The organism is Microcoleus sp. PH2017_34_RAT_O_A (assembly GCF_020737885.1).
GTDB lineage: Bacteria > Cyanobacteriota > Cyanobacteriia > Cyanobacteriales > Microcoleaceae > Microcoleus.
The window spans coordinates 1-24,786 of the sequence record NZ_JAEQDD010000096.1 but is presented as its reverse complement, the minus strand read 5'-3'; the positions used below and the strand labels follow the sequence as shown (position 1 = coordinate 24,786).

The following is a 24,786-nucleotide window of genomic DNA, read 5'->3' as shown; positions in this document are numbered from 1 at the left end:
ATTTTTGGGTAAGAAGCTTTCTTACCCTATCTTTTTTGAGGCGATTTGTCTAGAGTTATCTCCCTGTATGCTTTTCAGACGACCTGTCACCCCGTCAGCTCAATCCGTCAAACGTTACTGAGGCTAAATTAGGTGGGAGCGCTCCTTTCCTAACTCTACTAAACAGCACTTTTCAACCAAAAGGCTGGAACTTTATTTCTTCTGATCAGGCATTAGCTGGTTCTTTTAATATTCAGTCCTACACTGCTAATTATGGTCCTATATCTGGTTTTACTAAGGAGGATGTTGTGTGGAGCGATCTCTTACTCACTTATAGTCCAGTAAAATCAGGCGATATCCTTCCCAATCAAGTTAACCCTACACCCCAAAATAACAATCTGCATTGGATTCAATGGGTAGTCAGCAATCATGGATCAAAACTTTATAAGAATGGTCAACTTGAGGATTTAGGTCATGGAAACGGTGATAACAAAATTGACGTTTTGGCAGATGCAGATAGCCCCTTCTATGATGAAAGTTCACCTTTGGCTACGGAAGATAATTTCTACGATAGTCCCTTCCGCTCAGATATCACGGAAAACCATAACTGGGATGCGGAACTCTATTTGGTTGAGGAGACTGCTCCCAAGACGGTCACAATTTATAATGGTATCAAATGGGGTTGGAAAAATACATATACTCCCCCTAAAACCACTAAAAAGTTTTCCGACAGCCTCGCCTCCGGTTTTGAAGTAGACCGTTTTAACCTCCCTAACCTTACCCCTGGTTCAAAATATATAGCTTGGACAAACAACGACCTCCCCTCCAATCGCTGAAACCCCAACACATTTTTAAGTACGCACAATAACTCAGGTTTTCGACTAGGATTTGACGACAACAGTAGCTCTGTAGGCAATGGTTTTGCCTCCGCACTAACGGGTACTGTAGGTAGTAGCGGCAATATCAACCTCGATGTCCGCGCTGCTGGTGGAGGTGCTCGCGGACAAGACAGAGGCAATTACGAACTGTTTGTTGATGTTTACGACCCACAAGAATCGCCGGATTTTAGCTCCGCAGCTAGCGGTGGCGGCGGCTTCGGAAAAGAAATGCGCGGCTTAACTCAACAAAACCCCATCCTTCCCAATTCTCTCCAAAATGGCTGGCAAGTCTTCAACAAAGTTCCCGGCTGCCGCTGGTTTGACCCTCCAACTACTTACGGCTTTGAATTTCAATCTCTAGAAGACACTTTATTTACTGAAATTCTCGATTTCCCTGTGGGCGATGACCAACAATTTACTGTTGCAGTTGTGGTTTGGTACGATGCGACATATTTTGCGGAAGCATAAACAAACTTAATAAGTGCTATTTATTAAGTCGATCGAGCGTCACCCATTTTCCGTATATATGCGGTTGTCAAATTCATATTAAAGTGCGACTTAGTGGTTTTATTGCAGAGGGTCGGGAAACTATCATCTAAAAAATCAGTATTTTTACCGTTTCAACTTTGAGGGAGCAGTCCTAATATATAGTTTTATAGTTAATAAATCACTTTCAGAAAGCAAGGCAGTTTGATGTGATGAAGCACTTTTCCCTATTTTTATTAGTTTTAATTCTTTCCGGCTTAGTGGCATTGAGTCATGTGCCTAAAGAAGTTATGGCGATTGAAGAGGTGGAAAGTGAGAGGGGATATAACTTGACATCTGTAGAATCGACTAACAAGAATGCAGTTGAAATTGATGGCATCCGCTTTGAAATTTTGGTGCCAAATAGAGTATGGTTAATCCCTGAGAATCGACCCGATGTAAATACCTTGATTCAGCTCGCTATTCGGATTACAAACAACTCGCCTTCTCCTATTCGCTTACCTTTTTTCGATCCCCTGCTTGTAATTCCCTTAGAAATAGTGGAAGCCGATGGTAAAGTATTACAAAGCAAAGGAGGTAGAGATAGACTCCTAAACTCTCCGCAACTCGCTTGTCCCTTAATTCAACCAGGAGAACACGCAACTTTTTTCCCGGACACCAAAGTTTTTTGGCAGAAGAATAGTCTGCTAATCGGAGGCTCTGACGGATTGGGGGGGTCGTGGTATTTTGACAACATAAAGCCTGGTGATTATCAAATTAGATTCAGATATATCAGTTCCCGATCTGTAAGACCGTGCTATGACCCTAAAAAAGATGAAGAACACCTAATACGAGAGATTTGGACAGGTGAAGCAACAACGCCCTTTGTCAAGGTTTACGTAGTTTACCCTGGCACATAAATAGCAATTGAGACACAATTTCATATCGATTTCATATCAAGACAGATTTTTCTTCCATACCTACCCTGTTAAGGAGTTGTTAAGAATGCGATTACATCAATACCGGATAGTTTTATTAACGTCCCCTTTACTGTTTGTGCTAACAGGTAGGGCCTGTTTCGCTTTTTCTTTCACAATGCCATCGCAAAGACCAGATTCTCCCTGTACCCAAAGCTCTGTTTATTGTTCTTCAATATCTTATACCCAGCAAGGTATTGGCACCGTAACTACTTATACAACTACTGTGTCGCAACTACCAGTCGGCGGAACGGATGCTTTTTTTAACCTGCTGACCTCATCCGTTTGGGCGCAAAACGGTTGGACATTTAACAAAGCGCCATCAGTAGAATCTTTAAAAGGTCGGTTTGATATTGGGGTGTATATTCCTTTTGTTACACCCAATGTGGGAGCAGAAATACAAGTTCTTTACAACCCGGTCGTTGGTCAAGATCCAGTAGGCACTAATGTTCATTTTATTCAAAGGGTAGTTAATAATCATGCCTATATATCTACCCTTCAAGGAGTCATTAAGCAACCTTACGGAACTCTCGAGAACAAAATTGACACTGTAATAGAGCAGACACAACTAAGTTTTTTAGACCCTCAAAACCCACAAAAGCAAACATTTAACCCTTTTTACGATACCTATGGTAAAACGGTAAGATATCCAAATCAAACAATTCTTTTTCGTGATTACCCTGTTCGAGATGATATCTATAATAACAAAGCTTGGGATGCAGAACTTTACTTGGCTGAGGTAAAAGATCCCCTTAATAAACCCAATGAAGTCACGATATATGATGGTATCTCATGGGGTTGGAAAAGCATATTTACTCCTCCTAAAACCACTAAAAAATTTTCCGACAGCCTTGCCTCCGGTTTTGAAGTAGACCGTTTTAACGTCTCTGACCTTACTCCCGGTTCAAAATATATAGCTTGGACAAACAACGACCTCCCCTCCAATCGCTGCAACCCCAACACATTTTTAAGTACGCACAATAACTCAGGTTTTCGACTGGGATTTGACGACAACAGTAGCTCTGTAGGAAATGGTTTTGCCTCCGCACTAACCGGTACTGTAGGCAGTAGTGGCAATATCAACCTCAATCTCCGTGCTGCTGGTGGAGGTGCTCGCGGTCAAGACAGAGGCAATTACGAATTGTTTGTCGATGTTTACGACCCACAAGATTCACCTGATTTTAGCGTAGCAACTAGCGGCGGTGGCGGATTCGGAAAAGAAAAGCGCGGCCTGACACAGCAAAACCCCATCCTTCCCAATTCTATCCAAAATGGCTGGCAAGTTTTCAACAAAGTTCCCGGCTGTCGCTGGTTTGACCCTCCAACTACTTACGGCTTTGAATTCCAATCTCTGGAAGACACTTTATTTACTGAAATTCTTGATTTTCCTGCGGGTGATGACCAACAATTTACTGTTGCAGTAGGAGATTCGATCCTCGGTAATTTCAGTCCGGGAGATAAATTAGATTTTGTTTCTTTATTGGGTTATCCAGTAGATAATTTTAGAATCACTGGCATTGATTCATTATTTGGCGAAACACCAGAAACAGCATTTCCCATTCAATTAGCTTTTCAGGAAAGGGAAGGAAGTTTCAAGATGCGGCAAATACCCAAGCCAATTGATGCGGAAGCTGTACCGGAACCGGGGAGTATTTTGGCGGCTAATGGAATGCTGTTATGGTTCGCTGCGATGCGGCGTATTTTGCGGAAAAAGCGACAGGATAGTTGATAGTTGATAGTTGACAGTTGATAGTTGACAGCGAACAGCGGACAGTGAAATGAAAAAACTTTACACTTTGCTATATGCTTTTAGTCTCATTCTCATCAACCCTTGGGGAGGTAGCCGCGGCGAAATTTGGACGCAGCCTAAAGTTTTTGTTGTCTTGCTGATTGTGCTTTCAAATTTATCATTTTTATGGGAAGAAAGGAAACTTTTAACTTTTTCCCGGCAGTGGAAAATCTGCCTGGTTTTGTGGGGATTTTTTTTGACTGTGGGAGCGATTTCTACCCTGAAAAGTCCTTTCCCGGAGCGTTCTTTTTGGGGACAAGACCAAATGGGAGACGGCTGGCTGTACTGGCTGTTAATTTCTATTTTTAGCCTCACTAACAGGCTGCTGTTAAAACTGCATCCAGAATTGTTTCGCTGTCAAATGCGGGGTTTGCTGATTGGAGCTGTGGTTGTAGCTGTTAGCGTTTTTCCACAAGTTGTTAGCTGGCAAATTGATTATACTGCTACTTCCGGTCAGTTGGTCGGGAATGATGTTTTGGCTAGTACGATTTTTCGCGGACAGCAGCCGATCGCACTTTACTCGCATCGCGGCCACGCAGCTATAGTATTGACTCTCGCCGCAGTTATTTCTTTGGTTGGTTGGAAGTGGAAGTTAATTAGCGATCGCACTTCCAGTCTCGCTTTATTTCTCATTCTCCCTGCTTTGCTATTTACCAACACTCGAACAGCGGTTATATCTTTAATGATAGCACTATTTTACTTGCTGGGACGGCAATATTACAAACAATTAATCCCGGCTATTTTTATTGGATTGCTGACAATTAGTGCCATGACCTTTACAAGGCCGCTGGACTGGAATCGGGTATCTGTCGCACAAGTAATGTCCAGCCGATCGCCTTTGTGGGAAGTTGCTGTGCGCGGCATTCAAAAACGACCTCTCTTTGGCTGGGGTTTTAACGGATTTGGTATCGCATATCCTTTCGTCGCCAATCCTAATAACATTCCTCAAATCGTAAGTCTCGGTCAGTTTTCTTATGATTACCTGGATATAAACGGACAGATTCGCACTGAAAAAATACCGAGTTATAAAGCTCACAATTGGATTTTGGATACTGCTGTTTCTACAGGTATTTTGGGGCTGCTTGCTTTTTTTACCTTGTGGGGATATTGCTTTTACTCTGTTATTAGGTCGCCGAATATCGGTATTGAAGCTGTGGCGATCGCCTATACAACTTTCGCGATCGCTTGGTTTGAGTCCGCTGAATACGCGCACATATTTTGGTGGGCGCTAAATTTTTCCGAATCGAGATTTCAGAGTTCAAAATTCACACAAGCAAGGGCGGATAGCTCTAGTTTTTGAGCTATCGACCATATTTTTGCTACAACCCGCTCAGCCCAAAAACTACAAAATTCCTAATTTTCACCGCCCTAAAAGCTTCACCAAACCAACGCCGCCAAAGTAAAGAGCGAGCACCGCACCTCCCAAAAGACTTTGCGTCAAAGGGTCAGTAGAAGGCGTTAAAACAGCACCCAAAACAGCCGCACCTAAGATCACATAACGCCAGCCGGAGAGCATTTTCTGAGAAGAAACTATGCCCAAAACGCCGAGCAATACTTGGACGATCGGGATTTGAAAAGCTAAACCCGTGCTGAACATTAACAGCAGTACAAATTTAAAGTATTTGTCGATCGACCACAACTGCTCTACAACATCCGCCCCGTAGGTAACAAAGAAGTTCAACGCCGCCGGAATCAGAGCAATATAAGCAAATACCAGCCCGCCCAAAAAGAGGAAACTAGAACCAAAAAACACTGGCCCGAGCAACCCGCGTTCTTTGCGAGTCAAACCGGGTAGCACAAATAGCGCTATTTGGTAAAAAATAAACGGACTTGCAATCAGCAAACCGCTGTATCCCGCCACTTCGATAGAAACAAAGAAATACTCACCGGGAGCTAGTTGCAGAAACTTGACGGGCCCGGCGGGTACTTCTAGCAATTGTACGATCGGTTTAACTGTTAAAAAACAACCAACTACACCTATTGCTACGGCAATTAGCGAGTAGAAAAGTCGCTGACGCAATTCTTCTAAATGGTCGAACAAAGACATCTCAACTTCGTCGGGAAGTTCGTCGAGATATTCGTTTTCGAGGTTGCGGGAACCGAGAAAATCATCGGCGATTGGTGCAATGCTATTTTCGGAACTAACTTCTTCAGCTTCTAAGTTGCTGACATCCGTGAAATCGTCGGCGACTGGTGCAATGCTATTTTCCGCGCTAACTTCTTCAGATTCTAAGTTGCTGACATCCGTAGAATCATCTGCAATTGGTGCAATAGTATTTTCTGTTTCCGCGCTAACTTCTTCAGCTTCTAAGTTGCTGATATCTGTGAAATCGTCGGCGATTGGTGCAATAGTATTTTCCGAACTAACTTCTTCAGATTCTAAGTTGCTGACATTCGTGAAATCATCGGTGATTGGTGCAATGCTATTTTCCGCGCTAACTTCTTCAGCTTCTAAGTTGCTGACATTCGTGAAATCATCGGTGATTGGTGCAATGCTATTTTCCGCGCTAACTTCTTCAGCTTCTAAGTTGCTGACATCCGTAAAATCGTCGGCGGCTGGTGCAATGCTATTTTCCGAACTAACTTCTTCAGCTTCTAAGTTGCCGACATCCGTAGAATCATCTGCAATTGGTGCAATATTTTCTGAGTTAACTTCTGCACCTTCTAAGTTGTTGACAGCCATCAAATCATCAGCGACTGGTGAAATGCTATTTTCCGCGCTAACTTGTTCGAGGTTGTTGTCGGAATCTTGTTCGGATGTCTCCAAGTCTGAGGGCACAGTCATAGGGAATGGGGAATTGGTAATGGGGAATCGGAAATCGGTAATGGGGCAATTTTAGATTTGTTAATTGTTAATTGGTAATTGGTAATTGGTAATTGTAATTGGTAACTATTAACTATTAACTGTCAACTAAGAGGGCGGGCACGCACCATCCACCGCCCCTACTAATTGTCAACTGTCAACTGTCAACTGTCAACTGACTTCTTCAATGCCGATCGCAATTTTGCCGACAGCGCGGCCGGTTTCGCTGTACGCGTGGGCGCCGGCTACTTCTGGTAAGCTGTAAGTGCGATCGACAATCGGCTCAACTTTATCGGATTCGATTAACTCCCGCAAAATCTCCAAGTCGGCTGGGTTGGCATTGGCTAGAATGAATTTAGCTTTTTTACCAGGAATAAACCAGCTAGTCAACATCGGTGGGAGGTTGTCGAAACTCGGCAAAGTCGAGATATAAACTCCCTCCGGTTGCAGCACTTTTTCGCATTCAGCAAATGTCTTTGTACCGACAGCATCCAAAATTATATCATACTTTTCGGGTTGTTGAGTAAAATCAATTTCTGCATAATCTAGAACACAATCTGCTCCCAAATCCTTGACAAATTCTATATTCTTGGCGCTGCAAACTCCCGTTACTTCCGCATTCATTGCTTTAGCAACTTGCACCGCAAAAATCCCGACTCCGCCGGAAGCACCGTTAATCAATACTTTGTATCCTGCTTTAATTTCACCCAAATCTCTCAACGCTTGCAAAGCCGTTAAACCTGCGATGGGTACTGCTGCTGCTTCGACATGGGTGATGTTGTGAGGTTTAATTGATGCACTCGATTCTGGCACGACAGCGTATTCGGCACAAGCACCGCCAGCGATTGGATTTAAGAATGTATAAACTTCATCTCCGGGTTGAAATTTAGTAACTTCCGAGCCGACTTCTACGACAACTCCCGAGATGTCGGAACCGACAATTCGAGGAAAGTTAAATCCTGTAAGTAGTTGCAGGTGTCCTTGCCGGATTTTCCAGTCTACGGGATTGACGCTGCTAGCGCGAACTCTGACTAACAATTCGTTCGATTTGGCGATCGGCTTTTCTACTTCTCGGTACTGCAATACGTCAACGCTGCCGTAGCGATCGAACACAACTGCTTTCATGGCGATTTTTTTGATTTATTTTTAAGAGGACATTTAATCATGTACAATTATCATATAGCAAATTCTATTTCGCTTGTGAATGGGATTTATTTTTTTTAACCGCAGAGGGCGCAGAGGGCGCAGAGAAAGAGAAAAGAGAGAGAGAAATGATTGATTTAACTGGAAAGGTAATTTTAGTGACGGGCGGCTCGAAAGGGATTGGTGCAGTGACGGTGCGGACTCTTGTTAATGCTGGGGCCGAGGTGATTTTGCATTACTGTCGCAGTCAGGAAGCGGCGGAATCGGTAGCAGCAAGTGTGGCGGGCGATCGCTGTTATTTATTAGCAGCAGATTTGATGTTACCAAACGCGGCCTCTCTTTTGTGGCAAGATGCTGTAAAGTGGCGCGGTCATATTGATATTATAGTTAATAATGCTGGGATTATGCAGTCGGCTGGTATCGAGGACGATTTTGATATTTGGTCGTCGGCTTGGCAGCAAACTCTACAAGTTAATTTAGTTGCGGTTGCTGATTTGTGCCGGGAAGCAATTCTACATTTTAAAACTCGCAAGGTTGGTACGATTATTAATATAGCAAGTCGCGCTGCTTTTCGCGGCGATGACCCGAATTATCTGCACTACGCTGCATCAAAAGGTGCGATCGTTTCTCTAACTCGCAGCATTGCTAGAGGATTTGCGGCTGATAATATTTTGGCTTTTACTGTGGCGCCGGGATTTGTGAGTACGGAAATGTCGGATAAGTTTATTAGGGAGTGTGGCGAAGCACAGATTGTGCGCGATATCCCGATCGGCAAAATCGCCCCTCCTCAAGATGTCGCCAACGTTATCGCCTTTCTAGCGTCTGGTTTGGCCCAGCACGCTACCGGAACAACGATCGACATTAACGGAGCCTCTTACGTGCATTGACTGTTGACTGTTGACTGTTGACTGTTGATCGTGTTGCTCTACTATAAAATATCTCTAAAGACTCACCTTAACAGCTTTTAAGAATAACTACTTTATCACTTTAGCCAGATGCTCAAAAAACGAGAAGTGACTTATGTTTAGATAAAAAGATAGCCTGAGGGAAAGTGATTGTGACAACAAATAACGGAACTAACACCAAACGAGTTGCCATACTAATCGAAAATGGAGTAGAAGATTCAGAATTTCTGGTTCCTTACAACGCCTTAAAACAAGCAGGATTTGACGTAGTTGTCCTCGGTTCGCGGACAAACGAAAAGTATGCAGGGAAAAATGGTAAAGTCGCCCAGCAAGCTGACGGAACTACCACTGAATCATTAGCAGAAGAATTTGATGCAGTCGTAATTCCCGGCGGTATGGCTCCCGATACAATGCGGACAAATCCCAATACAGTGCGGTTTGTGAAAGAAGCGATGGAGCAAGGAAAAATAGTCGCTGCTGTTTGTCACGGCCCGCAACTTTTGATTGAATCCGACGTACTCAAAGGCAAAAATGCGACGGGTTTCTTGGCAATTAAAACAGACATGATTAATGCCGGAGCTAACTACATCAACGAACCTTTAGTAGTTGACGGTAACTTGATTACTTCCCGCCAACCGGGAGATTTAGGAATATTTACCACCGCTATTTTAGCGCGCCTCGGTTACGGCGGTAAAGCAGTTGGTTTGCCAGAAGAAACTGATACGAGTGCAGAATGGTGGAAACTAGCTAATGGTTGGGGCGGCTCGACACAAGCGGACATTGTGAAAGGTTTGAATACCGCCCTCGCAGGGGAACGCTATGCTTGCGAAGCGTTTCAGAATTATGCGGAAAAAACCGGAGATGCCGATTTGCGATCGCTCCTGGCGGAAATGATCCAAAATAAACAGAAACACATCCTCGCTCTCGAAAACCGCCTCAGCGATTTCGGCGAAAAACCCTCAATTCCCGCCCAACTTGCTGACAAATACGCTAAATTAAAAGCCTCGGTGCAAGGAACAGATGAAACCTTCTTGCTGCGGAGCACTCTCGGCGATTTGCAAACAGGTGTTGTCGATATCAACAACCTGCGAGCGAAGTTCACAGATCCGGTATCAACTGACATCTTTACACAGATAGAAGCGGATTTGTCCAAGTGCGAGCAAGTCGTTGCTAAACTCTTCCGCACCCGTGCAGTATCGCAGGAAATTAAGGCACCTAAACCTTCGACTAGCCCCGCTGTCAAAATGTGATCTCCACGCGGATTAACAAATTTGTAGTTGTGTTCGGGGGTGAGAACCCCCACCCAGAACGCAACTACAAGTTTTTGCTGCAATAATAAAATATACGCCTTTGCGGTAAAATAAAAGCCGAGCATAAAAAACAGACATCAAGTAGCTGCAAGGTGGAGATTTTTATTAAATGGCTTCTATTTTTGTTTCAGCAGGGCATGGCGGGTTTGAAGGCAGCGTGCGCGATCCCGGGGCGATCGCATTTGGCACCACCGAATCCCAGGAACTTATTCTCACTCGGGATTTATTAGTACCTGAATTGCGGCAGCGAGGTATAGACACCTTCTCTGTACCAGATACTCTTAGCTTAATCGAAAGTATCGCTTGGATCAATAGTCGCTCTCAGCCGGGAGATGTAGCGGTTGAAATACACATAGACGCTTTTTCTAATCCCCAAGTCCGCGGTGCTAGCGCGTTTTATATTGGTAGCAACCCCAGACGAAAAGCAGATGCAGATTTAATTTTAAATGGCTATTTACGCAGGTGTCCACAAATACCGAATCGTGGCGCAAGAGCAGATACAGAAGCTGGTGTTGGTAGCCTTGCATTCTGTCGGCGCGTAAATATTCCTTCGCTGTTAATAGAACTCGGTTTTTTAACTAACATTGATGACTTGCGAACTATTCAAAATCGCCGCCGTGATGTCGCCCTCGGACTCGCTGACGGACTTGAAGCTTGGTTAAACAATACTCCTTTAAAACCCTTACCGACACCGACACCGACACCGACACCTGCACCGACACCGACACCGACACCGACACCGACACCAAAACCTATAGTTTATCCTTTAATTAATATCCAAATCAACGGTGCGCCCCACGAAGACAAAGGCATTTTGGTCAACGGAAATGCTTTTGTCCCTTCCGAAGTTCTAGACGCTCTCAATGTTAAACCAGAAACAGCCGATCGCCGAATCACCTACAATGGAGTAGTATTCGTGCGGGCTGTCGATTTGCGCGATCGCGACATTTCCGTAACTTGGGATCAGGCCACCACATCAGTATCCCTGCGATCGCGCCGTGATATCCTCTCCGGCGTAGGAAAAATCATGGGACGCGGTTTAACTACCGCCCAACAAATCACAGTATTTCTCACCAAAACAAACAGCAAAGCCCTGGTAATATTTCCCAACCTACCTCAAATTTACGTCCAAGAAGCAGCCGCAGAAGGCGTCAATCACGACGTAGCTTTTTGCCAAATGTGTTTAGAAACAAACTATCTCAACTTTGGCGGTGCAGTCAAACCAGAACAATTCAACTTTGCTGACATGGGAATCGTCAGCCCCACAAATTCCGGCATTTCCTTTCCCGATGCCAGAACAGGAATTAGAGCGCAAATTCAGCACCTAAAAGCTTACGCCAGTACCGAACCAATCAACCAACCTTTAGTTAAAGAAAACGTGCGTTTTCGTTTTGTCAAGCGCGGCGTAGCCCCCACCGTCAACGAACTTGCAGGTCGCTGGAATTCTGACCCTTTATACGGACAAAAAATCATCAATATCATCCGGCTGCTTTACGAAAATGCCAGTTTGCTGTAGTCGGTTGACAGTTGACAGTTGACAGTTGCTATAGCAATTATAGTTGTATTAGTTATTTGTTATTAGTTATTTGTGACTTGCTACTAATAACAAATAACTAATAACTAATAACCGCTCCCCAATGCCCCATTCCCAATGCCCAATGCCCCATTCCCAATTCCCAATTCCCGATTATAAATACAACTATGGTTTCCAGCACAAATCGCTTTTCCGACATTCAAAATCATTGGGCAAAAATATTCATTGATGGCTTAGTAGAAAGGGCCGTAATCAGCGGTTTTCCCGATCGCACTTTTCGCCCCAACAGCAACCTCACCCGGGCCCAATTCGCCGCCATAGTCAGCAAAGCCTTTCCCGTACCCGACAAACGGCCCTACATACCCTTTATCGACGTTCCCGCCACCCACTGGGCCGCCACAGCCATTCAAGCAGCATATAAAAGAGGATTTATCTCCGGCTATCCCGACAACCTGTTTAAACCCGAAAGCCTGATTACCAGGGCCGAAGCATTAGTTGCCTTAGTCAGCGGCATATTTGGGTCAAACGCTGTACCGACAAGCAATCTGGTTCTATCAAACATCTACCAAGACAGCACAGAAATTCCTAATTATGCCAAAAAGGCGATCGTCATAGCAACCCAATCCGAAATAGTCGTCAACGCCCCCAATTTAAACCTATTAAATCCCGCCGGAAACGCCACCAGAGCCGATGTAGTCGCCTGGGTTTATCAAGCATTAGTATATCTCAAAAGAGCGCCACAAATATACAATCAATATATTATAGTTCTCAGTAAAGTTCCCAGGCCGCAAGTTTACGTCAACCACCAGCGAGAATTTCGCGGAGTTTGGATAACATCCGTGTGGAATATTGACTGGCCATTCAGCAACAAACTCTCAACAGAACAGCAAAAAGCCGAACTCCTGAAAATCCTGGACAGGCTGCAAGAAATGAATTTCAATGCAATTATCCTCCAAATTCGAGCAGCAGGCGACGCCCTTTACGCCTCACAATTAGAACCTTGGAGTGCATGGCTGACAGGAACCCAAGGAAAACCACCCGAACCTTATTATGACCCTTTAACATTTGCCGTTACAGAAAGCCACAAACGCAACATCGAAGTTCACGCTTGGTTCAATCCGTACCGCGCCAAAGTTTCCACTCAAACCCCTCCCAACGTCCGCCCTCACATCTCAGTTACCAATCCCGAATGCGTTTATCCGTGGGGCGACGACTTGTGGATGGATCCGGGAATTGATTTAGTTTTAGACAAGACTTACAACGTAATTTTAGACGTAGTTAAGCGCTACGATATAGACGGCGTTCACTTCGACGATTATTTCTATCCCTATCCCATAGACGGTAAACAATTTCCCGACAGCAAGATTTACAATAGTTATGTCTCCCGAGGCGGCAAAATGAATTTAGGAGACTGGCGGCGCGAAAACGTCAACAAATTAGTTAGAAGACTCGGACAAGGAATTAAAACAGTCAAACCCAACGTAAAATTCGGCATCAGTCCGTTCGGGATTTATCGACCAGGACAACCACCACAAAGTCGCGGCTTAGATGCCTACGAAACACTCTATGCCGACGCCAAAAAATGGTTAGAATCAGGTTGGGTAGATTATCTAAATCCTCAACTTTACTGGCGCATCGATCAAACAGCTCAAAGCTATCCAATGTTACTACAATGGTGGCTAGAAAACAACCCCCAAAACCGACATATTTATGTAGGAAACAACTTAGGAAGACTTGACGGCAACAAGTGGACTGTGCAGGAAATAAACAATCAAATTGAGATTACGCGCAACTCTAAAGACAGCTTAGCTTTAGGCAATGTTTTCTTCAGCATGAAAGCATTTAGCGACAACCGCCAGCAAATCTACGACAATTTTAAATCCACTACATACGCGCAACCCGCACTCGTTCCCGCGATGCCTTGGCAAAATGGAAAGCCGCCGGCCCCTCCAGTATCAGTGGTAGTACAAAAAGTGGGGAATAGCAATGTTTTGCAGTGGAAAAATCCCGTCGATAAAAACATCCGTTCTTGGACGCTTTATCAAAAGAATGGTGATAGCTGGAAACTCATCAAAATCATCAATGCAGACACCGTACAAGTAACGGTAGGAACGGGAATTTATGCTTTGTGTGCGGTTAGCATAATGGCCGTAGAAAGTGTCGGAGTTTTCATAGAAATCTGAGGATAAAACATAAAAATATTCCTGATATCAATTCCGGTTACATCGGGATGATATAAACGGAGGAAACGGCACTGCCGTTTCCCTACCTCGATTAATTGCAGGGAAACGGCAGTGCGGTTTCCTCATTGTGGGTAATATAATTCAATACCGTTTACTTAAGACCGCCCTGGGGTAAAACCCTATGAAAAATAGATACTCTTGTTTGCTTCGTTCCTCGCAATGACAATCTTAAGTAAACCGTATTGATCTATATGTAGCGTATTCGAGGTTTGTGAAGTGTAGGGACACTCCGAGAGCCCATAGGTGTCAACTTAAGGTCAAATCCAGTCAGAGATTGCTGTTTGACTATTAAATCTAGATCCCCCCTAGCCCTCCTTAAGAAGTAGGGTGGTTTTATTGTCAGGATAGGAAATATAAAACTACCAAAAGTATCGCTCAAATGTCGGCTCGCGTTTGGGCCAAGGTACGTAGTTGCGCTTTTAGCGCTCTTTCCTAATATTATAAGGAGCGCTGAAGCGCAACTACGTACCTAATTTGTCTGACGACAATAAAACCGCCCTACCTAGCCCCCCTTCTTAAGGGGGGGGACAAGAACGTACTCAAAGTCCCCCTTCTTAAGGGGGATTTAGGGGGATCTGGACTATGGTAAAAACGACATTTATCAAGGCTTTCAGGCTTAAGTTGACACGCCTTGGGCAGTGCCGTGTCCCTACGGGGAGCGAGTGTACTTCATAAATGTGGAATTTGCTGTATGTTGCCAAACTTGCGGACAAGTTGAATTGAGACAGATCCAGCGATCGTTCAACTTTTTGAGCTACTTTAAAATCATCCCAAACATAAACTGAATATAGTTCTTCAGCGGAGCATCACTTTTGCTCAGTTTCATTTGCAACAAAGCACCTTCCCAACTATTTAAACAAAATTCTGCTAAGTCTTGAGCCTTTTGGTTTTTGGAGATTTCACCCGCAGTTTGGGCAGCTTCAATGCACTCAGCAAACTGATCTCGCCAGCGATCCGTAGCTTCTTGCAACCGCAGGCGAAAGCGATCGTTTTGATCGGCCATTTCTTGGCTGAGATTGCCAAACAAACAGCCTTCTCGGTATTGCAGAGTTTCAAATTCCTCTAACTTAAAGGTAAAATAACGCTTCAGCCGATTCAGAGGAGTGAGATTGATATCACCTAAATACTGTTCGACAATGCGATCGTGCATTTGGGAATCGTACTCGATGATTGCCAAACCGAATTCTTCTTTGCTACTGAAGAAGTGATAGAAAGAGCCTTTCGGAACCCCTACCGCTTGCAAAACTTCCTGAATTCCGGCGTGATTGTATCCTTTTTCCACAATGATTCGTCGCCCTGCTTTAATCAGAGCAAGTTTGGTATCTTCTTTGATGGCAACTTTTCCACTCATAAACAATGTTACTAGACCAGTCGTCTCGCTCGACGTTTTGAGATTAGCCTAATTTTGATGATTTTGTCAAGAAGGAGGGGCTTTAGTCATGGTATTAAAAAAACAATAATTTCAGGTGATGTAAGATAAAGTTCGATCGCAAACTCTCCCTATCCAAACATGAGCGCCACCGCACCAAAGCCCGCCTCAATGTGGAGTCCCCTAGCCCAGCCCGTATTTCGGGCCCTCTGGCTGGCCTCGGGAGTTTCCAGCATCGGCACCTGGATGCACGACGTAGGGGCATCCTGGCTGATGACATCCCTATCCCCGTCGCCCCTGCTAATTGCCATGATGCAAGCAGCATCCAGCTTGCCATTTTTCATGCTAGCGCTGCCCGCCGGCGCGATCGCCGATGTAGTTGACAGACGCCGCCTGCTATTATTCACCCAAGGCTGGATGCTTGCCGCCGCAGCACTTTTGGGAATTCTCACCGTTGCCAACCTCACAACTCCCTGGATACTCCTAACATTAACCTTTGTGATGAGCATCGGCAGCGCCGTAAATATGCCAGTCTGGCAAGCAATTACCCCCGAATTAGTTGCCAAAGAACAACTGCCGTCAGCCGTAACATTGACCGGAATTGTCATCAATTTATCGCGATCCGTAGGCCCCGCTTTAGCAGGAATTATCATCGCATCCGCCGGAACAGGCTTCGTCTTTTTGCTGAATGCAGCTTCCTTTATCGGAGTCATTCTAGTCATTTATACGTGGCAGAGAAAGCCCCAAGAAACAGCTTTACCCGCAGAAAGATTTATCGGCGCAATGCAAGCCGGAATCCGCTACGTGCGCTATTCTCCACCTTTTCAAGCAGTCCTGATCCGCGCTGGGGCATATATTTTCTTTGCCAGCGCTTTGTTTGCCATGCTGCCACTTTTGGGTCGCCGAGAATTAGGTTTAGATGCTTTTAGATACGGGATAATTCTCGGTTTTTGGGGAATCGGTGGGTTAGCCGGAGCATTTATTTTGCCCAAAATCCGGCAGCGAATTTCGACTGATTTGTCGGTAGCAGCCGCATCGGCGGTGTTTGGAACAATGATGCTGGTATTGAGTTATGCGCGCAATTTCTATGCAGTATGCGCGGCGATGCTGGTGGTGGGATTGTCGTCTTTGACAGTGATGGTAAGTTTGAATGTAGCTGCTCAAACAGCCGTTCCTACATGGGTGCGGGCAAGAGCATTAGCGACATATTTGTTAGTATTTCAAGGCAGCATGACTTTCGGGAGTTTGCTGTGGGGAATCATTGCCCAGCAAGCAGGAATTTCTGTTAGTTTAAACATGGCAGGAGTTGGGGCGATCGCGACTACAGCCCTCGCCACTCGCTACCGTCTCCGATGTGCGGAAAAAATGGATTTAACATCTTCCCTGCACTGGCAGCAACCAGCCCACTCTTTTGAACCATCTCCCAACGACGGCCCGGTATTAATTACTTTAGAATACTGCATCGATCCGGCCGATGCAAATAGTTTTAAACAAGTAATGCAAGCACTAAGTCGCACCAGGCGGCGCGACGGGGCGATTCAGTGGGGATTGTATCAAGATTTATCCCATCCCAGCCGATTTGTAGAAACGATAATTGTCGAATCTTGGGCAGAGCACAAACGCCAATTCGAGCGAGTCACAAATGCCGATCGCGCGATCGAAGAAACAGCCCGCGCTTTTCACATCGGAGACACCCCCCCCAAAGTTTCCCAAATGATTTACGGCAATCCTGACAATAGATAAATTCTAGAGACAACCAACTGACTAATAACTAATGACTGCTGACTAATCCTAATAAATTCTTCCTTCCGACAGAAGACTTTTGGCCTGCAAATACGATATCGTGTTGCCAATATTTTGATGTTGAGGATAAAAAAACTGTGGTTCCCTTACGCGATGACAATCCCACCAGTATCACTCCCTACGTTACCTTCGGGCTGATTGCTGCAAACGTATTAGTATTTTTGTACGAACTCAGTTTGGGCGATCGCCAATTAACGCAATTTTTCTACTCTTGGGCGGTCGTTCCTTGCCAGTTAAGCAATATGTGTCGGGTGTCTCTGCCAGTTTCGCCATTTCCCGAATGGACGACACTAATTAGCTCGCAATTCCTGCACGCAGGCTTTCTCCACATTGCCGGAAATATGTTATTTTTGTGGATTTTTGGTAACAACGTAGAAGACCGTTTAGGACACGTAAAATATTTAATATTTTACCTTACTTGCGGCGTTTTAGCATCACTAACTCAGTGGTATTTTTCCTCATCATCGGCTATTCCTTCCCTGGGCGCTAGCGGCGCGATCGCAGGCGTGATGGGCGCATACATTCTCAGATATCCCCAAGCCAAAGTTCTTACTTTACTACCTCTGGGCATTTTTATTACTACAGTCAGAGTTCCCGCTTTCTTCTTTCTCGGATTTTGGTTTGCACAGCAAGCATTGAGCGGCTTAGCTTCCTTGAATGCGCCGGCAAGTGTGGGCATGGAATCCGGGGGAGTTGCCTATTGGGCTCATGCCGGCGGCTTTGTTTTTGGCGCGATTCTCGGCCCTTTATTGGGACTTTTTTCTGATGAAAATCCGATTTAGATAGGACGTACGGTTGAAACCGCGTCTACACAAACAAAGTCCGCCTCCGCGGACTGAAGAAAATAACGTAATTTCAACAGCCCGCTGTTCTACTCTTCAACCCACGGAGGTGGGTTTTGTTTGTATAGAGGCGGTTTCAACCGCGAGCGTCTTCTATCTATTCCTAGATAAACGTGAAGTCAAATCCCGAAAGAGAAGAAACTCCTGTTACACCATTTAACTTCGCCAAAATGCGAGAATCGTTGCCGGCGAGGTTATTGCCATTGCCGTCATAAATGATGTATGTATTGCCACCGGAATCGTAGGCAAACAAGAATGCACTTCCTCCCAGAATATTTGCAGAAACAGTTGTCTGCACGTTCAGTAGAACTAGGGTGCCACTATTGAGATTCGGGAATCCGGGGGCAAAGTTAAATTGATCGGCGATCGGCACACCGAGACCGGTAAAATCAGTAATCACATCGTATCCGCCTGCGGCGATCGCAGCATTGATGGCCGCCGAAGAAGCCGCATCAAAGGCCAGCCCGCCATCCGCAGGACTGGTATAGCGGAATTGATTGCTACCACCGCCACCCGTCATGGTATCTGCACCCAGGCCGCCTACGAGCACGTCGTTATCCAAACCGCCGTTCATCGTATCGTTGCCGCCTTGGCCGTCAACAGTATCTGCCCCTGCAAAACCGTTCAAATTGTCCGGCAAAGAACCACCAACCAATTTGTTAGGCCCGCTATCAGCCGCCAAGATGGAAACGGCGATCGTACCTGTGCCCGGAATTGTCCCGAATCCGTCGCTGACGCTGTAGGTGAAAGTAGTTGTACCCGCTACGTTGCCGGGGATGAACTGCACCTGAGTGCCGAGATTCACAGCTATGCCCAGTTTTGGCGTGCCGACATTGATAATGCTGAGTGGCCCTTTCTGCGGGCTGGAATCGTTGGCGAGTACGTCGATGAATGTCGGCAGCAAATTATTCGTATTCGTAAATACGATGCCGTCATCGCCAAGCACCGGCGGCAAGCTAGTCGGAAGGGTTGACGATGTATTGAAAGAGTTGATGTTAATCGCAACTGAGGCTGCCGCCGTGCCACCTTGATCGTCCGCTACGCTGTAGCTGAAGGAACCGGCTGACCCGATTACATCAGTTTTAGGTTGGAATTGCAGGCCGAGTAATTCCTGAACTGTCAGTTTTTGGTTCAGGGCGATCGGAGTTGTACCGACAACTACTTGACCGAAATTCGGATTGGGCACTCCGATTACTCCGATCGACAATGGTTGGCCCTCTGGATCTGTCGGCTGCGAAATACTTAGAGACAGAGGCGAATTCTGCAAAGCTGTCAGCGTTTTACCAGTTTCGACGATCGGCAGTTCGTTAGGAGTCGGAGTGGTAAAACTCGGCGGAACTGGCCCACCACCGAAAGGCGGAGGAGTTGGGGTTGTCGCAGTTGGAGTCGGGACAATAGAAGGACTCGGACTCGGAGTTGTCCCCGGTGATGGAGTCGGACTCGGAACCTGTGTCGGTAATGTCCCCGGCGACGGAGTTGGACTCGGATTTGTCCCCGGTAGTCGGACTTGTTGCCGGAGTCGGACTTGTTGCCGGAGTCGGACTTGTTGCCGGAGTCGGACTTGTTGCCGGAGTCGGACTTGTTGCCGGAGTCGGACTCGTTGCCGGAGTCGGACTCGTTGCCGGAGTTGGACTTGTTGCCGGAGTCGGACTTGTTGCCGGAGTTGGAGAAGCAGTTGTCCCCGTCGGTGGCGGTGTCGTAACAGGTTTTGTCCCCGTTGAGGGTGTCGGGGAAGCCGTTGTCCCCGTTGGTGTCGGGGAAGCCGTTGTCCCCGTTGGTGTCGGGGAAGCCGTTGTCCCCGTTGGTGTCGGGGAAGCCGTTGTCCCCTGAATAGTAAAGGGATTATCTTCTACGCGCGGTATTCGAGCCGTAGTGAACCTAGATTCATCTAGCGAACCAGGTCGCACATCAACCAACACCGCCAAAAATTCGCCAGTTTGCTTGTCCTGAATAATCGTGTTGCTAGAATTCGAGCCTTGACCCTGGAAGATGTTTAACTGTGTAAAGTTCAGACCTCCAGCCAAGCCGATCGAATCTCCTGCCTTAAAATCTCTGATTAAATCAGCATCACCGATCTCGCGGCCGCCAGTAGTCAGAAACCCGCTACTAGAAACCGACGTACCCACCCTACCGAGAACAAAGATATCCGAACCCTCGCCTCCTGTCAGAGTATCAGACCCGCGATCGCCCGTCAGAATATCATCCCCAGCATCTCCAGACAGAGCATCATTGCCATCTCCTCCAAATAGCAGGTCATCACCCTCGCCACCCTCACCAGTATCGTTACCAACACCGCCGCTGATGACATCCCCACCGTCGGCGCCCAAAAGAATATCATTGCCCGCAGCGCCGATCAGGCAGTCATTGCCCGTGTCGCCAAAAACAGTGTCACTGCCCTTGTCGCCAAAAATCAGGTCGTCTTCCGCACCTCCGCGCAGACAGTCATTGCCTTTACCGCCGTACAGCGTATCGTTGCCTTCCGAACCCAAGACAACATCGTTGCCCTGGTCGCCAAAAGCTGCATCGTTGCCCTGGTCGCCAGAAACCAAGTCATCGCCTTTGCCGCCCCGCACGGTGTCATTACTGCGCCCGCCTTCAACGATATCTTTACCAGCGCCACCATTGAGAGAATCGTTACCGTCTTCGCCCCTGATGATATCGTCCCCGTCCCGACCCAGAATCGTGTCGTCCCCGTCGCGCCCGGAAATCGTGTCGTTGAACAAGCTGCCGATTAAATAGTTATTCCCGTCATTGGCGACAACTACACCATCGACAAACAGCGGCTGTGGGGGAGGCGTGGGTACAGTCGGAGTTGGTCGAGGCACCGGTACGATCGAAATCCCCGGGCCTGTCCCCATCATCGTCGGAGTTGTCCCCGTCATCGACGGAGTTGTCCCCGTCATCGTCGGAGTTGTCCCCGCCATCGACGGAGTTGTCCCCGTCATCGACGGAGAAGTCCCCGTCATCGACGGAGAAGTCCCCGTCATCGTTGGAGAAGTCCCCGTCATCGACGGAGAAGTCCCCGTCATCGACGGAGTTGTCCCCGGCGACGGCGTAGGAGTGGTCTCCGGTATAATAATTACTGGTACTGCACTGGGCATTTTTCGGACTCCTTGCGACGCTACTCAAAAACGACTAGATAAACTTAAAGTCAGAGGCAGTAATGACGGTGCTAAGAGCTCCCGGCACTGTAGGAATAGAATTCAACACTGCCAAATCGAAAGCTGGGAGACTGTCGTCTGCCACATTCGGGTCAAAGCCGAGAACATACTGGTTAAAAGTATTGTTCAGGTACACGAAGAAAGCTCCAGTTTTGCTCGAACCGTTTTGATTCTTCAACACTGCATTGATTGCTTGAGCGTTGTCAAATTTAGATTCAAACAAAATCACTTCTTGCTTGCTGATGTTGTCGCCGCCACTGCCGATATTCCTGACGATAAAACTGGTGAAATCGTTAGTAGTTCCCGAGTTGGTTAAACCTGCGAAATTTGACGACCTGAACAAGAATCTGTCGGTGCCGGTGCCATTAGCATTAAAGTCAGTAATGATATCTACACCTTCACTCGGAGTTTCGTAGTAGAAGAAATCATTACCAGCATCGCCGGTGAGCAAGTCAGAACCGTTCCCGCCGCCCAAAATATCATTGCCCGCACCGCCGGAAAGCGAGTCATTGTCATCGCCACCCAATACCAAGTCGTTGCCGAAGGCGCCGCTGAGACAGTCGCTACCGGCGCCGCCGTCTACAGTGTCGTCGCCCGCTTCGCCCAACAGGGAGTCGCCGCCGCCCTCGCCTAATATGTAGTCGTTGCCCGCACCTCCGAGTCCGGTGTCGCTGCCTTCTCCACCTAAAATGGTGTCTTCGCTATCGCCGCCGGAGATCGAATCGTTATTGATACCGCCATCGAGCAAGTCTCTGCCGATGCTGCCATCGAGGATGTCGTCGCCGGCACCGCCCTCGATCGAGTCATCGCCAATTCCACCCAATAATGTGTCGGTGCCGCTGCCTCCAAGTATCGAGTCCTCGCCGGCTTCTCCCAATATCGAATCATTCCCAGCGCCGCCGTCAATGGTGTCGCCGTTGTCACCGCCCGAGATGATGTCATTGTCATTGCCGCCGAACATCAAATCGTTGCCCAGTCCGCCAACTAGCGAATCTATGCCATCTTCGCCATCGATGGTGTCGTTGCCCAGTCCGCCGTCGAGGTTGTCGTTGCCGATCGAACCCAGCAGCGAGTCATTGCCTGCATCACCGAATGCAAAGTCGTCGCCGCCCCTGCCGTCGATGATGTCGTCCCCGGCACCGCCTGAGATGGTATCGTTGCCTGCCCCGCCGATGATGTAGTCGCTGATGTTGCTGCCTGTAAAGCTGCTGGCAGGAAGTGCGGTGCGATCGACAATATTATCTACCACCGTAATGCTGAAGGATGCCGGCCCGATCTTTGAAGACCCGTCGGAGGCTGTAAACGTGAAACTGTCGCTGCCACCTCCTGCTAACAAGTTGTATTTGACAATGTTGTTGTTGACATCGTCTTGGCTAAATTTGCCGCCCACGTTGAGAAATGTGGTGCCCCTTTGCACAAAACCTCTGGTAGCGTCGGGGGCTTTAGTAATCGTGTAAACAATTTCCGATGGAGGGTTGTCGGGATCTGTCACCAACAAATCGGCGGCGGTGATTGTCTGAGTCGGAGCACTTTTGGCAACCACCACACCATCGTTAATAACTAGCTGTGGGGGGTTGCTGACGTTGATAGTTACTGTTGCCTGAGCAGTGCCGCGGTTGCCGTCTGAGATCGAGTAGCTGAAGCTGTCAGAACCAGAGAAGCCAGCATTTGGGGTGTATTGGAAGTCGCCGCCGCCCAAGGGAGTCAGAGTTCCTTTGGCTGTTGGGGTAAAAGTCGTAACCGTCAAAGGGTTCTTGTCTGCATCGGTGTCGTTCAACAGAACGTTGAAAGTGAGACCTTGACCTGAAACCGTAGTGAAGTTGTCGTTAACTGCGACTGGAAGCTGATTGACAGGTGTCGGACTCGGACTTCCTGTCGGCGTCGGACTTCCTGTCGGTGTCGGGCTTCCTGTCGGCGTTGGCGTTGGACTCGGACTTGCCGTCGGCGTGGGGAAGATTGGCCTCGGACTCGGCGTCGGAGTGTCTGTGGGAGTCGGAGTGTCTGTGGGTGTGGGAGTCGGACTCGGTGTCGGAGTTGGTGTGGGAGTCGGACTTGCCGTCGGTGTGGGAGTCGGCGTCGGACTCGGAGTCGGCGTCGGAGCTGGTAGTGGGGTGGCGCTGCCTGGAACTATGGGGGCAATTACAAATGAGCTGCGTCCCAAGGTTCTGCTGTCTACTCCGGGCAATACTGCTAAAAAGTCGCCGCTGACGCCGTTGCGAATAATGGTGCTGCCGGCTTTGCTGTCGGTGCTTTGGAAGATTACCAAATCTTCAAACTTGAGGTCGCCGCTCAGCCCGATCGCATCTTCACCTTGGCGAAAGTCTGTGAAAATATCAGCATCGGCGATATCCGGGCCGCCTGTGGTGAGAAATGCTGGGTTAGTGCCGTTGCTGCTGCTGCCACCGGGGGTACTGAAGGTACCGATAACGAAGACATCTCTGCCTTCGCCTCCTGCTACTATGTCTTTGCCTGCTTCGCCCCAAAGAATATCGTTGCCAGCACCACCGTCCACGATGTCGTCCCCAGCACCGCCGAACACGATGTCATCGCCGTCACCTGCAAAAATGGTATCCGCGCCGCCATTGCCGTAGAGCCAGTCGCCTCCTTCGTTGCCAAATAGCAAGTCTTCGCCTTCGCCACCGAAGAGCGAGTCATTACCTTGATCGCCCCAGAGAACGTCATCGCCGCGATCGCCCAAAAAGCTGTCGTCGCCCAACCCACCGCGCAAGCTGTCGGTGCCTTTGCCGCCGTAGGCTGTATCTTTGCCTTCGCCTCCAATTACCGTATCGTTGCCGTCATTGCCGTACAACAAATCGGGGTTATTTCCCCCGTCGAGGGAATCGCTGCCTTTGCCTCCGTACAGGGTATCGAGTCCTGAACCGCCGTCGAGCACGTCGTTGCCGGGGCCACCAAACAATACGTCCTCATCATCATTGCCAAAAACTAAATCATCGCCACCAGATCCTTGCAGGTTGTCGTTGCCTTGCAGCCCGGAAATCACGTCGGGGCCGGGACTGCCAACTAACGAGTCGTTGGTTTCTGTTCCCCGAAGTACGCCCCCGATGATTGAGGGTACGGTACCTTTTCCTCCGCCCAATGTGTCGTCTATGCCGCCCAATGTGTCGTCGGAAGGCCTTGGCGTCGTCGGTGTCGGCGTCGTCGGTGTCGGCGTCGTCGGTGTCGGCGTCGTCGGTGTTGGTGTCGTCGGCGTTGGCGTTGTCTCCGGCGTTGGCGTTGGCGTTGGCTCAACTATAATAATTGGTACTGCACTGGGCATTATTTTGGCTCCTTATCAAAGACGATCCCGATTAACTTTAAGAAGTGATTAGTATCAGCTTGTTGCCACAAATCTGGCCTAAAATTGATTATTGACACTCCCCGGTCTGAAGACGCGGGGATTCTTAAGGACAAACTTTGGGGGATGAATCCGCCCAAAGTTTAATTCTTAAAGGGTTAGTCAGTAACCCGCTACCCACTCGCTCAACTATTGAGTCTATGGCTACTTTTGATTTCCTAATGATGTTTGCCGCACCGTTAACATCTGCATTCAGAATTGATTTCTGAGCAGAACGGTATAAACCTCGT

17 protein-coding genes and 1 pseudogene are annotated in these 24,786 nt (G+C 47.5%); 11 read left to right on the top strand and 7 right to left on the bottom strand.

From position 1 onward, the window contains the following. The first annotated feature begins 287 nt into the window (after positions 1–287). The 5 genes from JGK11_RS26110 (at position 288) to JGK11_RS26090 (ending at position 5,388) form a co-directional block, all read left to right on the top strand. The gene (locus JGK11_RS26110) at positions 288–815 is read left to right on the top strand and encodes a hypothetical protein (RefSeq protein WP_293213448.1); all 528 of its coding nucleotides are present in this window, start codon (positions 288–290) and stop codon (positions 813–815) included. A gap of 270 nt (positions 816–1,085) precedes the next feature. Beyond that, positions 1,086–1,325: a hypothetical protein gene (locus JGK11_RS26105; RefSeq protein ID WP_293213445.1), complete on the top strand. Its 240-nt coding sequence runs from the start codon at positions 1,086–1,088 to the stop codon at positions 1,323–1,325. Between the two features lie 230 nt (positions 1,326–1,555). Beyond that, complete coding sequence (locus JGK11_RS26100) at positions 1,556–2,242, top strand: hypothetical protein (RefSeq protein ID WP_293213442.1); 687 nt, start codon at positions 1,556–1,558, stop codon at positions 2,240–2,242. 175 nt (positions 2,243–2,417) lie between these two features. Further along, a complete protein-coding gene (locus JGK11_RS26095; protein ID WP_293213439.1) occupies positions 2,418–4,028 on the top strand; it encodes a hypothetical protein in 1,611 nt (536 codons plus the stop codon). A 49-nt stretch (positions 4,029–4,077) separates the two neighbouring features. Beyond that, positions 4,078–5,388 carry an O-antigen ligase family protein gene (locus tag JGK11_RS26090; protein ID WP_293213436.1) on the top strand — a complete coding sequence of 437 codons (1,311 nt, stop codon included), beginning with the start codon at positions 4,078–4,080 and terminating at the stop codon, positions 5,386–5,388. A gap of 60 nt (positions 5,389–5,448) precedes the next feature. Here the strand turns inward: JGK11_RS26090 and tatC are convergent, their stop codons facing one another. Then, positions 5,449–6,216, bottom strand: a complete 768-nt coding sequence (gene tatC, locus JGK11_RS26085; protein ID WP_293184176.1) for a twin-arginine translocase subunit TatC — start codon at positions 6,214–6,216, stop codon at positions 5,449–5,451. An 846-nt stretch (positions 6,217–7,062) separates the two neighbouring features. Beyond that, the gene (locus JGK11_RS26080) at positions 7,063–8,016 is read right to left on the bottom strand and encodes an NAD(P)-dependent alcohol dehydrogenase (RefSeq protein ID WP_293213433.1); all 954 of its coding nucleotides are present in this window, start codon (positions 8,014–8,016) and stop codon (positions 7,063–7,065) included. Between the two features lie 146 nt (positions 8,017–8,162). On the opposite strand from JGK11_RS26080, the gene JGK11_RS26075 reads away from it, so the two are divergent. The 4 genes from JGK11_RS26075 to JGK11_RS26060 all read left to right on the top strand — a co-directional run bounded on the left by JGK11_RS26075 (position 8,163) and on the right by JGK11_RS26060 (position 13,966). Beyond that, a complete protein-coding gene (locus JGK11_RS26075; protein ID WP_293213431.1) occupies positions 8,163–8,921 on the top strand; it encodes an SDR family oxidoreductase in 759 nt (252 codons plus the stop codon). Positions 8,922–9,091: 170 nt separating this feature from the next. Continuing rightward, entirely contained in the window at positions 9,092–10,189 is a 1,098-nt protein-coding gene (locus JGK11_RS26070) for a DJ-1/PfpI/YhbO family deglycase/protease (RefSeq protein WP_293206893.1), read from the top strand. 169 nt (positions 10,190–10,358) lie between these two features. Next, positions 10,359–11,765: an N-acetylmuramoyl-L-alanine amidase gene (locus JGK11_RS26065; RefSeq protein ID WP_293184088.1), complete on the top strand. Its 1,407-nt coding sequence runs from the start codon at positions 10,359–10,361 to the stop codon at positions 11,763–11,765. A gap of 185 nt (positions 11,766–11,950) precedes the next feature. Then, positions 11,951–13,966 carry a family 10 glycosylhydrolase gene (locus JGK11_RS26060; protein WP_293213429.1) on the top strand — a complete coding sequence of 672 codons (2,016 nt, stop codon included), beginning with the start codon at positions 11,951–11,953 and terminating at the stop codon, positions 13,964–13,966. A gap of 814 nt (positions 13,967–14,780) precedes the next feature. On the opposite strand, the gene JGK11_RS26055 is transcribed toward JGK11_RS26060, so the two are convergent. Next, positions 14,781–15,377 (bottom strand): TetR/AcrR family transcriptional regulator, encoded by a 597-nt coding sequence (locus JGK11_RS26055; RefSeq protein WP_293184083.1) that lies wholly within the window; start codon positions 15,375–15,377, stop codon positions 14,781–14,783. 189 nt (positions 15,378–15,566) lie between these two features. On the opposite strand from JGK11_RS26055, the gene JGK11_RS26050 reads away from it, so the two are divergent. Beyond that, on the top strand, positions 15,567–17,138 hold the full coding sequence (locus tag JGK11_RS26050; protein WP_293213427.1) for an MFS transporter: 1,572 nt from the start codon (positions 15,567–15,569) through the stop codon (positions 17,136–17,138). A 137-nt stretch (positions 17,139–17,275) separates the two neighbouring features. Then, positions 17,276–17,980: a rhomboid family intramembrane serine protease gene (locus JGK11_RS26045; RefSeq protein ID WP_293213425.1), complete on the top strand. Its 705-nt coding sequence runs from the start codon at positions 17,276–17,278 to the stop codon at positions 17,978–17,980. Positions 17,981–18,143: 163 nt separating this feature from the next. Here JGK11_RS26045 and JGK11_RS26040 read toward each other — a convergent pair whose 3' ends face one another. The 4 genes and pseudogenes from JGK11_RS26040 to JGK11_RS26025 form a co-directional block, all read right to left on the bottom strand. After that, complete coding sequence (locus JGK11_RS26040; protein ID WP_293213422.1) at positions 18,144–19,307, bottom strand: Ig-like domain-containing protein; 1,164 nt, start codon at positions 19,305–19,307, stop codon at positions 18,144–18,146. Between the two features lie 40 nt (positions 19,308–19,347). Beyond that, positions 19,348–21,141: a hypothetical protein gene (locus JGK11_RS26035; RefSeq protein WP_293213420.1), complete on the bottom strand. Its 1,794-nt coding sequence runs from the start codon at positions 21,139–21,141 to the stop codon at positions 19,348–19,350. Positions 21,142–21,175: 34 nt separating this feature from the next. Beyond that, a complete protein-coding gene (locus JGK11_RS26030; RefSeq protein ID WP_293213417.1) occupies positions 21,176–24,478 on the bottom strand; it encodes an Ig-like domain-containing protein in 3,303 nt (1,100 codons plus the stop codon). Between the two features lie 124 nt (positions 24,479–24,602). Then, positions 24,603–24,786 (bottom strand): annotated as a pseudogene (locus JGK11_RS26025) (RNA-guided endonuclease TnpB family protein); the annotation flags it as partial.

What these genes read in the sequence shown, in the direction of transcription:
- JGK11_RS26105 (WP_293213445.1), top strand. Translation starts at nt 1,086, where the DNA reads ATGCGCGGCTTAACTCAACAAAACCCCATCCTTCCCAATTCTCTCCAA.
- JGK11_RS26100 (WP_293213442.1), top strand. Translation starts at nt 1,556, where the DNA reads ATGAAGCACTTTTCCCTATTTTTATTAGTTTTAATTCTTTCCGGCTTA.
- JGK11_RS26095 (WP_293213439.1), top strand. Translation starts at nt 2,418, where the DNA reads ATGCCATCGCAAAGACCAGATTCTCCCTGTACCCAAAGCTCTGTTTAT.
- JGK11_RS26090 (WP_293213436.1), top strand. Translation starts at nt 4,078, where the DNA reads ATGAAAAAACTTTACACTTTGCTATATGCTTTTAGTCTCATTCTCATC.
- JGK11_RS26080 (WP_293213433.1), bottom strand. Translation starts at nt 8,016, where the DNA reads ATGAAAGCAGTTGTGTTCGATCGCTACGGCAGCGTTGACGTATTGCAG.
- JGK11_RS26075 (WP_293213431.1), top strand. Translation starts at nt 8,163, where the DNA reads ATGATTGATTTAACTGGAAAGGTAATTTTAGTGACGGGCGGCTCGAAA.
- JGK11_RS26065 (WP_293184088.1), top strand. Translation starts at nt 10,359, where the DNA reads ATGGCTTCTATTTTTGTTTCAGCAGGGCATGGCGGGTTTGAAGGCAGC.
- JGK11_RS26060 (WP_293213429.1), top strand. Translation starts at nt 11,951, where the DNA reads ATGGTTTCCAGCACAAATCGCTTTTCCGACATTCAAAATCATTGGGCA.
- JGK11_RS26055 (WP_293184083.1), bottom strand. Translation starts at nt 15,377, where the DNA reads ATGAGTGGAAAAGTTGCCATCAAAGAAGATACCAAACTTGCTCTGATT.
- JGK11_RS26050 (WP_293213427.1), top strand. Translation starts at nt 15,567, where the DNA reads ATGTGGAGTCCCCTAGCCCAGCCCGTATTTCGGGCCCTCTGGCTGGCC.
- JGK11_RS26035 (WP_293213420.1), bottom strand. Translation starts at nt 21,141, where the DNA reads ATGCCCAGTGCAGTACCAGTAATTATTATACCGGAGACCACTCCTACG.
- JGK11_RS26030 (WP_293213417.1), bottom strand. Translation starts at nt 24,478, where the DNA reads ATGCCCAGTGCAGTACCAATTATTATAGTTGAGCCAACGCCAACGCCA.